We start from the raw sequence: 15,924 nt of genomic DNA on the forward strand, positions 1-15,924 counted from the left end.
GGACTATTCAGATGAAGCTCAACCTTGTAGGGGCACTTGCTGTCATCGCGCCCACCGTCTTGTGGGCGAACGACGATGTTCTAGGTGAAGTCGCGACATTTGATAGCCCCAATGGCGTTACAGAACGCTGCATTCGGATCGAAAAAATTCCTACGGGCGAGTATAAGAAAAGCGATCTTCAGGAAGAAACGGCCTATTGCGAGATCGATTTCTATGCCTCCGAAATCGCTATTTGTCCAAAAACCTGGAGTACCAGCCCGGGAATGGCCGTCTACGATATTTCGGAAGGACCCTACGTGGGGAATCGCTCTGAATTCGAGAGAAACGCTTGCAAAGAGGGCAAGTCGGCAAAAGCATTAGCCAAGGACAGAGTGGCCAAATTCAAAACCACCATGAACCAAAAGGGCACGAGTGGAACGTTTTCCACCTCGTCTCTGCTTTACTATCATTTCTCCAGGTATTTCGATGCAACGGTGAAAGTGCCGGTGGCGGTCTGGCGCAGCATGGACGCTCAGGCGCATCTCTCCGAGGTCGCAGAGCCCGGTCTTGCGATTTCAGGTGGCTCTCATGGCGGGCGCATGAACCATGAAGGCTGGCGGGTCTTCGCAGCTGCGGATTCCGACCCCAACTCATACCAACCGACCGATGATCTGTTCACCTCGGATCGAACGCAAATATACGGTGTACTAGTTGATAGTCCTGGGCATCGATACGGCTCGGAAATCAACGGCACCCGCAAATCTGGTTGGGGGAAAGGTCAAAACCGCGATTTTCAGGAAACTCCTGCCTTCTTGGCATTGCGTTCTTCAAAACCATTGTCAGAGGCAATTGCAGATGGCGTGAAAGAAGGCCGAAAAGACCGGCAGATCAACAAGGATCTCGGTCCCGATGTCAGTGACCAACAGATGGCATTTTGGATGCAAGAACTTACCGAGATTGTTCTGCTCGACTTCATCTTCAGCCAGCAGGACCGTGTTGGAAACATTGATTTCACGCCCTACTGGTACTGGGTCGAAGACGGAGAACTGAGGCATAAGAAAGCCAAGCACCATCAACCAAACGATGGAGATGTTCCGGCCAACGCAATATTGATCCGCCGCAGCAATCTAAACGACAACGATGCTGGTGGGCGGGTTGAGTATGCCAACTTCGCAAAATCTACTCAAATGCTCGAGAAGATCCGGCACTTCTCTCCAAGCACGTACCGTCGCTTGGTTGCGTTGAACAGTGACCTTCAAACGCAAGGTGCTATTTATGACTGGTTGTCGCAGAGTCTTGGGTTGTCAGATAGGCAGATTGCCCAAGTTGTGAAAAACACCGCGTTGGCAACGTCCATCCTACAGAACAATTGTTCTAGTGGTGATTTGATGTTCGACTTGAACCCTGTCGCATTCTTTTTGCGAAACAACACCGAGGTGGCGGCATTAGACTGTAATGACCCGTAAGCGTTCTGCCCCTATTGCGGCGTTCATTTGGACCGCTATGTTCGCCTGTAAAGCGGCGGCGTTGGATGTAATCGTCATATCGGATCTAAACGGAAGCTATGGCTCGGTAAAATACGATCCCCGCGTCGACAAAGCGATTGAGCGGATAATTGAGATTGATCCCGATCTGGTGATTTCGACGGGCGACATGGTCGCGGGACAGCGCATTCCCAACTTGTCAGACAAACAGGTCAGGGAGATGTGGAAGGCGTTTCACGAGGCCGTATCAGATCCGATAGCGGGTGCCGGAATTCCATTTGCTGTCACGCCCGGAAACCACGACGCATCTGCCTATCGCGCGTTTGAGCGTGAAAGAAGAATTTATGCGAAGGAATGGACACCAAGAAAGCCAGATGTCGATTTCCTGGTTTCAGATGACTATCCTTTCTTCTACGCGTTTGAGATGCAGGGCGTAACGTTTGCATCTTTGGATGCTACGACCTTAGGGCCGCTATCCGGTGATCAGCAGGACCGACTTGTGGAACTGGGTGCAAATGGAAATCCGGTTGTCACTTTCAGTCACCTCCCACTTTGGCCCTTCGCGATCCAGCGAGAACGCGAAATCATTGGTGACCCAACACTTGAAAAAGTCTATCTGGAAAGCGGTGTCGTTCTGCATCTGTCAGGCCACCATCATGCCTTCTTCCCAGGCTGGAAAGACGGTGTGGCCTATGTTTCCCAAGCTTGTTTGGGGGGTGGCACGCGGCGGCTTATTGGCGATAGCGCCAGATCACCTCACAGCTTCACTCATGTTACGTTCCAGCCGAACGGAGAGTTTGGGATAGCGGTATATCGAGGGCCTGATTTCGAAAGGTCGGTAAACTTCAAGTCGCTCCCGAAAGAGATCAGATCCCCAAATGCGGTTTTGAAGCGCTTAGACCTTGTGAAATGACTAGAGGTTGAGTTTCAACTCAACTTTTTCAGGGACCAGATCGTTTACCATCTCTTCGATCCGGGCTTCTGAAAGTCCGCCCGAGGTAATGAAAAGCAAAGAAACGCGAGATTTGCCGGGAACGTGGTGTTTTCTGAGCAGCTTCCAACCAGCGTCTGCTGCCATGGCTTCGATAGCTCCGCTGACTTTCAGTGAATGCTCTTCGTCTGAAGCCTTGAGCGAAATTTCAACACCCTTGTTTCGCCCACCGAGCCAAATGAAACACCAACATACAACCGCCACCAGTGTGGCCATCAAGGGCAAGCCCAACCCTACTGCGAGCCCAAGCACGGTCACTATAATCATTTCCACCGTGTCGACCGGGTCATCCATATTTGATCGGAACCTCAACAGGGCTCCGATTCCAAATATGACAAAACCGATCATTGATCCGTGCTGTACGACCAGAAACCCAACCGCCATACCGACAAGCGCGTACAGGAAGAACAGTCGCGGCATGACGATGTCGCTGACACTTCTGCGGGCTCTCCGCCTCACAGGGTGATAGACGATCAGTCCAGTCAATATGACCGTTACGATGACGTCGAGAGTAAAAAAATACAGTTCCTGTTTGCCCCGAAACTGTATCCAACGTCGTTCGATAACAATTTCCGATCCCGAAGCCCCGGCCAGCATCGTCGCAGGGTCGACTTGTGACACCGCAGTACCCGGCAACAGCAGCATCAACAACACGGTCACAAATGTGAGGGTCGTATTCAACTTGTTTTCCTTCCTGCATACGCCAAAGGCTTACACTTCGCCAAAGGCACGTCATGCCCCATTCAATTCAATCGCAACAGGCGGGATCAGGTAAAGAGATTACAGTGCATTCTTCGGACATCGCATCCGGACTGTGATACGAACGCTGACACAGGGATGTGGTCCAAGCGCGAGAGAATTCAATGACAGAAAACAGAGTGTTTTCGTCAAAAGCTCAAATTTCATGGTGTTTCTGCAAACTTAGACGACTCGCTTTTGCGGCCAGCTTGGTTGCGGCAGCCTTCATGCCTTGGACCGATTTTGCCTGCGCCGAAAGTGCTGGTTTGGTTCTGGTCGATAAATTCAAGGTGGCAGACAAATCAGAGGGATTTTCAGAGCCTTCTGGTTTGGCAATGTCTAACGCTGAAGGCTTCTTGTGGTCTGTAAGTGATGCCGAACCTAAACTGCACCTACTCGGAGTCGACGGGGTATTAGAAAACTCTTTCAAGTTGCCAGCATTGGCAGGATCAGATTTGGAGGGTGTTGCATCTCGAAAAGATGGGTCTGTTTTGGTGCTTCAAGAAACTGACCGATCAATCCTAGTCGTTCACCCAACTGACCCCATTCAACTGACTAAAATACCTCTCGCATCTCTTAAAGGTTTCCCGACCGCCGCTGAATTACTCGTCGGCAACCCTTTGAACAAGGGACCCGAAGGCATCGCCGTTGACCCGGATTCCGGGCGGGTCTTCGTTGGCATTGAGGGAGAACCAAGGTTGTTGATGGTGTTATCGCCAGAGCTAGACGAAATTATTGAGATCATTCCTTTAGCCCGCGATGCAGGTTTTATCTCCGAGCGTGTAGATGATGATGAACTGGATTTGAGTGGCTTGGCATGGTCCCGGTACTCACGTTCTCTCTGGATTTTGAGTGACAAAGGCCGTCAGATCTTCGTCTACAATCCAGAATCCAAGTCAGTAAAGTCTATCAGTTTGACGTTCACAGTAGATGGAAAACAAAAAGAAGTTAAACATCCCGAAGGGATCGCTCTCGATGAGACGAGAGGGCTTCTCTATATTCTGACAGACGATGCCAAGAAATCGCGGCTTTATGTTTTTGAGCAGCCGGAGTTGTGAGGACTGTCCTACTAGCTCTCTACTTTAAATGCTAAAATAGCGGGGTTGTGTAATTGAGCGCCGTCGTATGTGCGGCGTATTAAGTAAATCTGCGCTCTGTTCGCTGTGTTTCTCAAAAACATCACCCATCAATACATTCGAGTAGCGTCAGGTTCACACATGCGAACCACATAATAGGATTGGACTTCAACATGCCAATCACCTTAAGGTTGTCAAAAATGCGCGTACTCAGCTCGGTTGTTTCTGCGATCATTTGCACTCTTGTGGCAACTGCATCAGTTCCAAAAAGTAGCATTGCCCAAACCTGGGACGTCGCATCCCGGCACTCTGTCAGCGGCGTAACCGTGTATGATTCTGATGAGTTGTTAACTTTTGCCGGTCAGTTGGCCTTTGATCGGTCAGGCCGCATCACAGCGGTGGAGGTCGCATCAACGATCACGCAGATCTACCGAGAAGACGGCTATTTTTTGGCTGAGGCCTGGCCTGGCCCCGATGGGCAGAGCATTGTTGTTGATGAAGGGCGTATTCAAACCATCGAAATTGAAGGCGTAGATACTCGCACGTTCCAAAGCTTAGAAAAGATCTTTCGCCCCCTCACTACCGCATATCCAATAACTCTCAAACGATTTGAGCGGGCGGTTATGCTAGCCGAGGACATACCCGATTTGGACGTATCGACCGAACTTGATTACCCGGATCAGGCTGGTGCTCGGCTGAGAGTCTTGGGAGAACCTCTGAGCAAACAAGCCGGTAGTGCGACACTAGACAATCCTCCGCGTGAGCTTGGAGAAGCGCTCAGTTTCTATGTCGTACAAGAATTTTATTCGACGCTGACCGTTGGGGATTTGCTGCGATTTGAGGGTTCAGGCAATTACAATTGGAACAAAGACGATGAACACTCATTATGGGGCGCTCTTACCTATCGCACGCCTCTTAACAGTAATGGTTTGTACGGTGAGATCTTCTACGGCAATGTAAACGCCAAGCGTGATATCTCTGGCGATTTCGCAAGAACTGATGTCGACGGGGAAAACTTCACCGTCGCATTGGGTTACCCCGTTATCCGCGATGTAGCCCGATATGGATACCTGCTGCTGGACTACCGTCTTTCAGAAGCGGATTCAGTCAGCGGAGGGGTTCCACTATCGAGTGACGCCAGTGTCGTTGGCCTCACTTACCTTTACGGCCAGAATTATCCAAAGGGGCAAGCGCTTGAAGCAGGGTTAACTCTGTCATTTGGTGACAATGACAACGACACGACCGACGCAAGCTTTGATGACGGGGACTCTTCGTTCTGGCATTTGAGGGGCGGCATTGGATACGAAAGCCCCCTACCGGGCTTATCGCCCAACACAGCTTGGCGGACAGAGATCTGGGGTCAGTATACATCAGACCGGCTACCCTCTGTCGAAGAGTACTTCCTTGGTGATCGTTATGCGTTGCGTGGATACCGCTTTGACGAAGTGGATGGTGACTCAGGGATTTCAGCAATCTTCGAAGTATCTCACTCCTATTTCCCAAGCTCGCAGAGCGTAAATCGTCTTACGCCCTTCGCTTTTCTCGACGTTGGTTACATCTCGAATAATGATCCCGCCAGTTTCGAAGTGGGAAGTGCTACACTGGCATCGACCGGGTTGGGGCTGGACATCGAGTTTAAGCGAAACTTATTCCTATCCGGATACGTTGGCGTCCCTTTGAGAGACGGTCCTCTGACCGACTCGGGCGACCCAGGCGCGTATCTTGCTCTGACAACAAGTTGGTGAGGATGTTATGAAACTGAACAGAATTGCGTTACTTACGACAGCTTGTTTGATTGCAGAACTGGCCGCTACACAGGTCGTTGCCGGCGGAAATCACTACGGGTGGTGCCGTGGCGTAGGGAATCCTCACCAGTCAAGCCAAGGCTGCGGGCAGGCCGGTGGGCAAGTAACAGGTAATCAAATTACCGGCCCAACTCAGCCGGTAGCAAATCAGTTGCCGCCTAAGGGAACGCAGCAAACGCCCACGTCCGTTACTGTTCCAGTCCTTGCGCCGGGCGCGATTCCGAACGCAATTCCCGGTCAGGTTCCTATCGCGACACCAATAGCGGTTCCCGGTCAGGTTCCCACGCCGGTAGTAGCGCCGACCCTAGCTCCGCCTTTGACTCCAAATGCGACTCCAAACCGGGTTCCGACAGCCGTTCCAAATCAGGTTCCGCCATTGGCTACCGGGCCTACCGCGGTGCCGCCGCAAGTTCCGACTGCAACTCCCAATCAAGTTCCGATAGCTATCCCTGGCCAGGTTCCGCCTCAACCTACCGGCCCAACAGCGGTGCCGCCAGTTGTGCCCACCGCGACACCAAACCAAATACCAGTCGCAGTTCCTGGTCAGGTCCCGCCTCAGCCCACCGGTCAAACTGCTGTGCCACCGCTCGTCCCGACTGCAACACCAAACCAAATTCCGGTCGCAGTGCCCGGCCGTGTTCCGCAACCCAGCGGTACTACGGCTGCACCAACGCTTGTGCCAACAGGAACCCCCAATCAGGTTCCCACGGCGGTTCCTGGCCAGGTTCCACAGTTGACACCAAAACCTACGGCAACTCACGTGGCCGTCCCAGGACATCCGAAACCACAAGGCGTCGTGACGATCATGCGTCCAAAGCCGAGGCCGACAACCGGTACTGTCCAACAACCTGGCACAACACAAGTGTCCCATCATTTAACCCACCAAATCAATGCGAAGAAACACGATCACGTCGCAGCAACACCCGGACGGCATGACCCGCACGACCTGCCGAGGTTCCGCAACGCGGCAGACAAGGAAGACTGGGAATGCGTTGCCAGCGGATTTGGACAGCGTCGGTATGATGCCGGGCGCGGCGTGTTGCTGAACAGCGGGGCACTACGACACCTTGGAAATGTGGATGCGATGGCTCGTGATGTACCAGCACGGCACCCGAAGCATTCCGGATGCATTATCTCGGTCAAACGAAAGCAGCGCTGAAGCTCGCTGGGTAGGTTTTGCTCGGACAATGAGATTAATCGACCAGTAGTTCGTCAATTGTCATCTGGTTAACTGGATTTCGTATTGCCCTTATCCTCTGGCGTTTACGTCGGCTGAAGTATCCCGATAATGCTCGGTACCTAAATTTACTTCAACTGGGCCAATAATCTAAAGTGCCGCACTTCCTCGCAGAGCCTCCGACCATCTGGGCCGGTCGGACCAGGCGGTGGTGGTGTCAGAAGGAATTTGGTTGAGGCGGGCAGGGCGGTTTCGTAGCCTCTGGCCATGCCCAAGTGTGATCCATTCCAATACTTTCATAGCAGCCCGGAAATTATCCGCTTTGCGGTCATGATGTACGTTCGTTTCCCTTTGTCGCTGCGGAATGTCGAAGATCTGCTGCACGAGCGCGGTATTGATGTAAGTCACGAGACGATCCGTTTCTGGTGGAACAGATTTGGTCCGATGTTCGCGTCAGAAATCCGGCGTCGGCGGGCGGAAAGACTGCGATCCGGGCGGCAATGGCAGTGGCATGTCGACGAGGTTTTCGTGAAGATCAACGGCGAACGTCACTACATGTGGCGCGCTGTTGATCACGAAGGCGAAGTTCTGGAAGCCGTGGTCACGAAACGTCGAAACAAGCGAGCCGCTCTGAAATTCCTCAGAAAATTGATGCGGCGCTACGGTCGGCCGGAAGTTCTGGTGACGGACCGCCTCCCTTTGTACCGTGCGGCGTTGCGGGAGGTTGGAGCGGCCGATCTGCAGCATACAGGCCGTTGGTTGAACAATCGGGTTGAGAATTCGCACCTGCCATTCCGACGAAGAGAACGGGCCATGCAGCGCTTCCGGCGCATGCGAAGTTTGCAGAAGTTCGCCGCCGTTCATTCCTCCGTTTACAACCATTTCAACCAGGAGCGCCACCTCTACACCCGCGAAAACTTCAAGCTGATCCGCAACGCCGCTCTTGCCGAGTGGCGTCAGCTCTGTTCCGCCTAAGTTCCCGTGGTTATTGGGAAACTGAGACTGGTTAGAATCTGTCTGACAGCACCGCCACCCAGTCCCGTCTTACTCCATTGATACTTTCTGTCCCGGATTTATGTAGAGATTTCAGTGGTTTACCATACCCGTTTTCTATCAGAGGCGATCTAGCAAGCACAACTAAGGCACGGTTCTGACGCCAGTCTCAGTTCCGTATTTTCGCGGGGTCGCTTCGGGCGGATTTTCCCTGGTCTTGTCAGAAGAACTTTGCTTGAACGGGGCAGGGCGGTTGCATAGCATTTAGGAATGACCAAACCTGCCTCCTTCAAATACTTCAAAACCAGCCCCGAAATCATCCGCCTGGCGGTGATGCTGTACATCCGAGTTGCACTCTCGCTTCGGAATGTCGAAGATCTCCTACATGAACGTGGGATCGATGTAAGCCATGAGACAGTCCGCTATTGGTGGAATAGGTTCGGCCCGATGTTCGCCGCTGAGATCAGACGGAAGCGTGTGCAGCAACTCCGAACCTTTTCAAAACGGAAGTGGCACGTGGACGAGGTCTTTGTGAAAGTGAATGGCAAACGGCATTATCTTTGGCGCGCTGTGGATGACGAAGGCGAGGTGCTGGAAGCGGTTGTAACGAAGCGCCGTAACAAAGCTGCAGCACTGAAATTTCTCAAGAAATTGATGAAGCGGCACGGCTGCGCCGAAGAGATCGTCACAGATCGCTTCGCTTCCTACAAGGCTGCCCTTAGAGATTTGGGTGCTCTCGAAAAACAACAGACGGGCAGGTGGCTAAACAACCGCGTCGAGAATTCGCACCTGCCGTTTCGACGACGCGAACGCGCGATGCAGCGTTTCAAGCGCATGCGAAGTCTACAGAAATTCGCCTCCGTCCATTCCTCCGTGTACAACCACTTCAACCAGGAAAGATCGCTAGCCAGCCGAGACTCCTTCAAGCAGACACGCACCGCCGCTCTTAGCGAGTGGCGTCAACTTTGTTCCGGATAGGTTCGCGGTTTTCGCGGCAAACTGAGACTGGTTAGAATCTGTCTGACAGCACCTCCGTGAATACGTTGACAGGTCGCAGCAGCGTGCATGTTTTCTACATTATTCTAAAGGACGAATCCGGGCGCCAGAATCACTGGTGAGAGAAAAGCTGCTTTCGTCGCCACCTCTATTATCGTCCATTTAAACGGCAGCCACTGCCAGAAATTGAACCTGGCGTGGCTGCCCCCACTACGTCAAGTTATCACCTGAACAACTTCCAGCAGTGTTCATAGCCTTGCCTGAAAAAAGGCTCGAACCTGCGGTCATACATGTCCGAGTGCCGCTCGTATGCCATGCTCATGCTCATATGTGCGTCACCGGTACCCTCATGGCATCCGTCGTCGTAATATGCCCGTTCGTTGGAGCCCGGCGTGGGAGCGTTTTCATGCGAGGGTCGCGAGGGCTTTTTTCGCGCATCGGCAGCAGCATTCCGATATCCTACATCGTAACCCTCGCGATAACAGTTTCCGCGCTCATTCCATTTTCTGGCAACCTTCCGACCATGGTGCATCGGGTCATATTCACGCAAATGAGAACCATCGCCCCGACCATCGCGAACGCCCTTTTCATAGGCATGCTGAAAGTCGGTTCCGCAGTTTGCGGCCAGAGCGTCTGCCGCTTGCATGACCCAAAAAGCTGTGCAGGAAACCAAAAAAACAGTGAGAGACTTCATTGCTCTTCCTCCTCATGCGACTGGTTAAAAAAAACCAGGACTGGAAAAACATTATACGCATTCGGGTTTTTGTCTATGTGCAAGGCAAGCTTTGAGGATACGATCCGCGTCGACCGGGGCAGCGAGTTCATCTCTCGCGACATGGACCTCCGGGCCTACCAGCGGTATCACGCTCGGCTTCTTGCTGCCGGGCAACCGCGCCCGCCATCGCCGTTGCTCAAGCACAGATACTGAAACCGGTTAATGGGAGAACGACAGCTTCGTCCGCACACCAGTCATCTGATAAAAAGCCTCAGATGACTGAGACGAGCCCAAGGCGGAAGTTCGTTCCGGAAGTTTCTTGCCCAGAAATAATTGATCCGCATTCTCGGGTCCGGCGGACTGCTATCGGCTCGCTCTGATGGCTACGCCCGGAAAGATATCCTCGACAAGTTGTCCTTCGGTCACGACAGGTTGCCCGTTGACGATAACATGCACAAAGCCTTCCGATGGCAGGCTGTTGGTTCCGGGCGTGTATCCTGCAACTCCCTTTACAGTGTCCGGGTCGAAGATCGTGATATCGGCAAATGCACCGGCTTGCAGTCGTCCGCGTTTGTGCATCTCCGGAGCAAATGGCTCCAGAAACTTCGCTTGTATGAAACCGGTCTTGGCGATGATTTGCGGCATTGTCAGACTGCCGTCGTCAATTGCTATCCGCAAATAGGCACCAAAAGTCCCAGCACTGCGCGGATGGCCGTTACCGACGCCGAAAGGGGCTGCAAAAGGCAGCGAGGCACCTGCGTCATCAACCAGTGGCATGCCGTCGCTTGCAATGATGATGTCGGGGTGAAGAACTGCAGCTAGCATGTCCTTTCGCATGATGTGCTCCATCAGAAAGAACCCATCGGGCCGTTCGCTGCGATACTTTTCAAAGGTCTCTTCCGTCAACGTTTCGCCGGTCTCGACCCAGATCAGATCGTCGTAATCCATGCCTGTGCGCTCCTGCCAGCCTTCGGCGAGAATTTCCGCTGCGATGAAACTTGATCCTCTGACGTAAGGAAACGCCTCTCCGAGAATATTGCCGCCGTTGCGGTTGGCCGCTTCGATGATATCCAGCGCCTGCTCCGTCGCGGACAAGGCGTTCGTGGGCACATGGTGCAGCAAAATCGGCACGTCATAGGCCATGCCGAGCGCCACAAACTCTTCCTGACCAAGCACGCCACTGGGCGAGATGATGCTCAGATATCTGGGATGCGTCGTGAGGAAGCTGCCCTCCGCAGCGGCAAGTTGCGCCATACGCGTGACACCCTCGCTTTGCGCATTCGGGTAGTACCCCACCATCACTCCGATGCCGATCCCCCCTTCTTCCACGCCCTGTCTCACCAGATCGTCAATCTGGTCCAGTTGCGCGTCGGTGGCCCGTTGGACAGCCCACAAGTTCCCCGTAGCGCCTGCTTTCTGAAGGGCGTGGGTCATCATCGGGCTGCCTTGCGCATCGATACCGTCCATCACCATCAGGCGTGCCGCGGCATGAGACACCGAAACACCGTAGTTGGACAGGGACACGCCAGCCTTGGCGGCGAAGTAGTCAGACACCGGCAACGCCCCCGCTTCGAGGTCCATTTGTGTGGTGCGGCCATCGAAAATCGAGACTTTCTCGCTATACCGGTCTTGCCCATGCGCATGCAGGTCGATGAAGCCCGGCGCTGCGATGAGGCCCGTTGCATCGATCACCGAAGCGCCGGTAATCGGCTCTGGTGTCACAATCGCGATTTCATCGCCGGTGATGCCAATATTTCTGACCTGATCAAGTGCGGTCTCGGGATCGACAACGCGCGCGCCTTCGATGACAAGGTCATAAGTTTGCGCATGGGCCAGACCGACCGACAACGACAGAACAGCGGCGGCAATAAAGTAGCGCATGCAGAGTACTCCCCAAATCGAACCAAGGTCTGTTTATCCGCTTCCGCAAAAAATGTGGATGAAAGAATGTAATGTCGGGTTCGTCCGCATAGCGGAACTCGGGGTGTTTTTCAAAAATGACCGCTTTCGACAGAAACAGACATTCAAGCCGACGAAATCGGGGCGACGTTGTGCGATGTCTGCTTTCACCGAGACCGGACGTCCAGCAAACTAGGGTCTATGTCCGAGTTGCGGACGAAGCGGGCATTGACGAGGCGCGCCCAAAACGATCCCTCTTGCTGTTCGCAAATATCAGGTGCCGGGCTTCAGCTTGTCCGAAATCCAGCGAAACTCGGGCGGCAGAACTGGCAGCTTGGTTGTCATCATCGGTTCCGGGGAGAGCTTGCGGGCGGCCGTCAAGCAAGCTTTGGCCATTTTTCCCATCTGCATTTCATTGAGGGCCATTGCGCGGAGTTTCAGGTGACCCGCTTCGTTCGGGCGCAGGTCAGAAGCCGCGGCAGCATCTTGGGCGGCTCCTTCGAAGTCTCCCGCGCAGAACCTTGCTACACCTCTCATGAACAGCCGGTAAGGCTGAAGCGGGTTCTGAGCGCCTCGTTCGATCAACCGGGAAAAGGCGGCATCGGCACCCTCGAAATCGGACTCTCGAAGGAGGATCTGCCCTCTGAGCTCGTAGTTCTCGAGATACGCCGGATTGATTTCTGCACTTCGCTTCAGATCAGCTCGGGCGCCTGGGACGTCGTCATCAACGGCAAGCCGGAAATACGCTCGGGTCCAGAACACGTAGTCACTCTGCGGCGACTGGATGACCGCCGTGTTAAGGTCCTCGGCATAGATTTGTCGTAGGTCTGCTGGCAGGTCTTGGTAGCGTGCTCCATGCAGCATGATCTGGGCTTCTACCCGCATGCAAAGCGATACCGCATCATACGGATTCAGTGAAATCGCACGTTCCATGAGAGCGAGACCATACGTCCAGCTCTCCATCGTCACTTTGTAGTATTCGTTGGCCGCCCGTGCCCTGAGTTCCGAGACACTCAAATCCTCGAGTGGGATTTCGACCAGGCGATCCCCGTCGAATGCATTGGTTTGCAGACGCAGATCACCCTCCGCCAGTTCGAGCACTTCGTCACAGAAGGCAAAGATATCCTCTGTCGGCGCCTCGTATGTTTGCGACCAGACAGGCCGGGCATCTGCCCGTGAGGTCAAGGTCACAGTCAACCGGCCCCTTCCCCCGGCTATGCGCAACCGTCCGCGCAAGTCATAAGTCGCCTTTTCCACGTTCTTGTCGGAAGCGTCGAATATCAACACGCCCTTGCGACGCGAGACACGAACGATCAACTGGTCGCGCAAGTCGCCGGCCACAGCACCAGTTTCTGGATCGATCGGAGCGAATTCGAAGGCCTGCACTGCGATTGAAGGAACATCGTCCAGCTTCCGTTTTAGACCGGGAGCCGGGCGCCACTGATACAGCCTGACCGGTTGCGAAATGTTCTTCAGGTTGAACGTGCCTGCGTCGCTAAGAAGCTTGGCGCGGTCGCTGGACAATTGCCGAAACAGATCTTCCGACACCATCACACCTCCCGGCGGTGCTTCAGTCTGGATACGCTGCGTAATATTCACACCGGCACCGTAGAAATCATCTTCATCTTCAACGATCTCACCCAGGTGACACCCGATCCTCAGCTTCAGTTTCCGGTGATCGTAAAGGTTCGTCTGCACCTGAATTGCGCTGTCTAGAGCCGCACTGATGGACGAAAAGGCGATGATCCAGCCATCGCCCATACGTTTGAGAATCTCGCCGCCGAAATCAGAAAGGACGGGCTCTAGCTGCTTGTTCTTCAGCTCACGAACCGCCTCGATCGCAGCGTCTTGATCGGCGCTCATCATTCGCGAGTATCCGACCATATCGACAAACATCAATGTCGTGATCCGTGAACGCATCCAGTTCCTCCGCCGTCCAGCCTAGCAAGAACGATCGGATCGGCAAACTGACAACATGTGGGGACGACTTCTTCGGATAGCTGACCTTGGTTTGATCATCGTCTACTTCCGCTATACGGACAAAGCAGAAATCGCTCCATCACTAAAATACTGCAGGTGGCTTAGCCAAAGGTCCCCAAGTCTCAGGGTCTGGTAGACCGACACTTGACCACGCTTCTTGCAAAACTCTGGAGTCTGAAGATCTTGTCCGCGGCAAATCATCCAAAATATCAAACCAAGGCATTTTGCTTTCTATTCCGGAGTGGACCGAGGGAGCAAAGTTTTCTGGTTGGTCGAGGCTCGAAGTATGCAGGACCAGATAGGCCGTTTCTCGTGGCTTCACGAGCTTATAAGTTAGGCTTGCCCCGCATTTGGCACAAAAGCCACGATTTGCTATCGGCGTAGTTGCGAAGTACCGAGGTTCCTCGGTGAGAAATCGAACAGCAGAAGCGGGAAAGGCCGCCCATGCATTAACTGCTGAGCCAGAAAATTTTCTGCAACAACTACAATGGCAATACCCTGTGCTTATGGCAGGCGCGTTTATTTCATATCGGACCAACCCACAGATGCAGCCACCAGTTATTAAGGTTTTGGCCAATTCATCTTCATCAAAATCCAGAAAACCTCCTTCTTTCCCGGGTTCTGAAATGGTCATGTAGACATGTATTGGACTATCAGTTCTCTTGAGTTTTTTGTGACCGCAATCCGCCAGCGGAAGATCTATCTTGCCAGCTATTTGCGCCATCACTTCCCCTGAAACCGCGATTCCGCCTGGTTCCGCTATTGCCTCAAGCCGTGCGGCAGTATTTACGCCCTCGCCGAGTATATCATCGCCGTGCACAACAACATCACCGAGCGAAACTCCGACGCGTAAAATGAGTGGGTCGTCACTATTCGATTGGCGTGCTTCGCGCGCGCACGCTCTTTGAATGTTGATTGCACAATTGACCGCCTCAAAGACACTCGAGAACTCAGCCAAAAAGCCATCGCCAGTAGACTTAAAAACACGACCGCGGTTTGCTTCCACCTGCATGCCGATGATTTCACGTTCTAGTCGAACCAACTTAGCTAATGTTCCGCTTTCATCTCGTGATACCAATCCCGCGAAACCGACTATATCGGTCGCCAGAATGGCCGCTAATTTGCGTTCCATCTCCGTTGCTCCGAGCCAACAATCTCCAATTTGTTCCTGCTTACTGTAGCATAAAATCGGTCGCATCGAGCTACGGTAGCTGAGGTGTTAATTTCCAGTTTTGAAAGACCGTTCAGGGCTCTCTGCCGCCTTGCGGCGATGCAACATGCAACGCAACCTCGAATCCGGAACCGGCCATTCACGGTCTGGGCTAGAATCACCCCGTCTACACAGTGTCGACGCCGGGAGCGGGAGGGACGGATTGAGGAAATCTCATGTCCAAAGTCCAACTTCCCGCTGTCAAACCGAAACGCCGCCCGTCGAACAAAGGGCGGCTTGTGGGCCAGAAACTCCCGCTGCTCCCAAAGCAGGTATGGGCGATTCGTGCCCGCCTCAAACTGGCGCGGAATCTCAGGGACCTCGCCCTGTTCAACCTCGCGATCGACAGCAAGTTGCGTGGCTGCGATCTCGTCCGGTTGAAGGTCGCCGAATTCGTGATTGGGGGCAGTGTCCGCGATCGTGTCTCTGTCATCCAAAGCAAGACACAACGACCAGTCCAGTTCGAGGTCTCTGAAAACACGCGTGAGTCCATCTGGAACTGGGTTCCGTCTCCCGAGATGGTCGGGGGTGTGTTTCTGTTTCCCAGCAGGATCCACGATCGACCGCATGTATCGACCCGGCAGTACGCGCGGCTTGTCCAGGACTGGGTGTCGGCGATCGGCTTGGACCCGAGCGGATACGGCACGCATTCGCTGAGGCGCGCCAAAGCCGCTCAAATCTATCGAAAGACCGGCAACCTTCGTGCGGTCCAGCTCCTGCTCGGACACACCAAAGTAGACAGCACGGTTCGATACCTTGGGGTCGAGCTCGAAGATGCGTTGGCAATCGCCGAGAAGATCGACATGTAAACGATCGGCGAACGGCATAAGATGCCGTTCGCTTTCCTAGACCGGACGGACAGCCAAGGCCCCGCCAACGAC

At 53.7% G+C, this 15,924-nt stretch carries 12 protein-coding genes; 7 read left to right on the forward strand and 5 right to left on the reverse strand.

Annotation, left to right across the window (positions count from 1 at the left end; all coding sequences use genetic code 11):
- Positions 1 to 11 precede the first annotated feature (11 nt).
- Both AC2FMM_RS03595 and AC2FMM_RS03600 read left to right on the forward strand, forming a co-directional pair.
- A complete protein-coding gene (locus AC2FMM_RS03595) occupies positions 12 to 1,445 on the forward strand; it encodes a hypothetical protein (protein WP_496795800.1) in 1,434 nt (477 codons plus the stop codon).
- The gene (locus AC2FMM_RS03600) at positions 1,435 to 2,376 is read left to right on the forward strand and encodes a metallophosphoesterase family protein (RefSeq protein ID WP_496682727.1); all 942 of its coding nucleotides are present in this window, start codon (positions 1,435 to 1,437) and stop codon (positions 2,374 to 2,376) included. The genes AC2FMM_RS03595 and AC2FMM_RS03600 overlap by 11 nt, the downstream gene beginning before the upstream one ends.
- Here AC2FMM_RS03600 and AC2FMM_RS03605 read toward each other — a convergent pair whose 3' ends face one another.
- On the reverse strand, positions 2,377 to 3,135 hold the full coding sequence (locus AC2FMM_RS03605) for a hypothetical protein (protein WP_496712536.1): 759 nt from the start codon (positions 3,133 to 3,135) through the stop codon (positions 2,377 to 2,379).
- 182 nt (positions 3,136 to 3,317) lie between these two features.
- Here AC2FMM_RS03605 and AC2FMM_RS03610 point away from each other — a divergent pair, with 182 nt between their 5' ends.
- The 4 genes from AC2FMM_RS03610 (at position 3,318) to AC2FMM_RS03625 (ending at position 9,221) form a co-directional block, all read left to right on the forward strand.
- Positions 3,318 to 4,250, forward strand: coding sequence for an SdiA-regulated domain-containing protein (locus AC2FMM_RS03610; RefSeq protein WP_496795801.1), 933 nt, complete (start codon positions 3,318 to 3,320; stop codon positions 4,248 to 4,250).
- A 179-nt stretch (positions 4,251 to 4,429) separates the two neighbouring features.
- Entirely contained in the window at positions 4,430 to 6,013 is a 1,584-nt protein-coding gene (locus tag AC2FMM_RS03615) for a ShlB/FhaC/HecB family hemolysin secretion/activation protein (RefSeq protein ID WP_496795802.1), read from the forward strand.
- 1,504 nt (positions 6,014 to 7,517) lie between these two features.
- Complete coding sequence (locus AC2FMM_RS03620) at positions 7,518 to 8,225, forward strand: IS6 family transposase (protein WP_496795803.1); 708 nt, start codon at positions 7,518 to 7,520, stop codon at positions 8,223 to 8,225.
- A gap of 288 nt (positions 8,226 to 8,513) precedes the next feature.
- Positions 8,514 to 9,221: an IS6 family transposase gene (locus tag AC2FMM_RS03625; RefSeq protein ID WP_496795804.1), complete on the forward strand. Its 708-nt coding sequence runs from the start codon at positions 8,514 to 8,516 to the stop codon at positions 9,219 to 9,221.
- Between the two features lie 241 nt (positions 9,222 to 9,462).
- Here the strand turns inward: AC2FMM_RS03625 and AC2FMM_RS03630 are convergent, their stop codons facing one another.
- The 4 genes from AC2FMM_RS03630 to AC2FMM_RS03645 form a co-directional block, all read right to left on the reverse strand.
- Positions 9,463 to 9,933, reverse strand: coding sequence for a hypothetical protein (locus AC2FMM_RS03630; protein ID WP_496713380.1), 471 nt, complete (start codon positions 9,931 to 9,933; stop codon positions 9,463 to 9,465).
- A gap of 384 nt (positions 9,934 to 10,317) precedes the next feature.
- Complete coding sequence (locus AC2FMM_RS03635; protein ID WP_496795805.1) at positions 10,318 to 11,835, reverse strand: amidohydrolase family protein; 1,518 nt, start codon at positions 11,833 to 11,835, stop codon at positions 10,318 to 10,320.
- Between the two features lie 291 nt (positions 11,836 to 12,126).
- The gene (locus AC2FMM_RS03640; RefSeq protein ID WP_093964034.1) at positions 12,127 to 13,773 is read right to left on the reverse strand and encodes an adenylate/guanylate cyclase domain-containing protein; all 1,647 of its coding nucleotides are present in this window, start codon (positions 13,771 to 13,773) and stop codon (positions 12,127 to 12,129) included.
- Between the two features lie 142 nt (positions 13,774 to 13,915).
- Positions 13,916 to 14,965 (reverse strand): GFA family protein, encoded by a 1,050-nt coding sequence (locus AC2FMM_RS03645; protein WP_496795806.1) that lies wholly within the window; start codon positions 14,963 to 14,965, stop codon positions 13,916 to 13,918.
- A 254-nt stretch (positions 14,966 to 15,219) separates the two neighbouring features.
- Here AC2FMM_RS03645 and AC2FMM_RS03650 point away from each other — a divergent pair, with 254 nt between their 5' ends.
- Positions 15,220 to 15,852: a tyrosine-type recombinase/integrase gene (locus AC2FMM_RS03650; protein WP_496795807.1), complete on the forward strand. Its 633-nt coding sequence runs from the start codon at positions 15,220 to 15,222 to the stop codon at positions 15,850 to 15,852.
- The last annotated feature ends 72 nt before the right edge of the window (positions 15,853 to 15,924 follow it).

The sequence above is a fragment of the Ruegeria sp. BHSC043 genome (assembly GCF_059612985.1).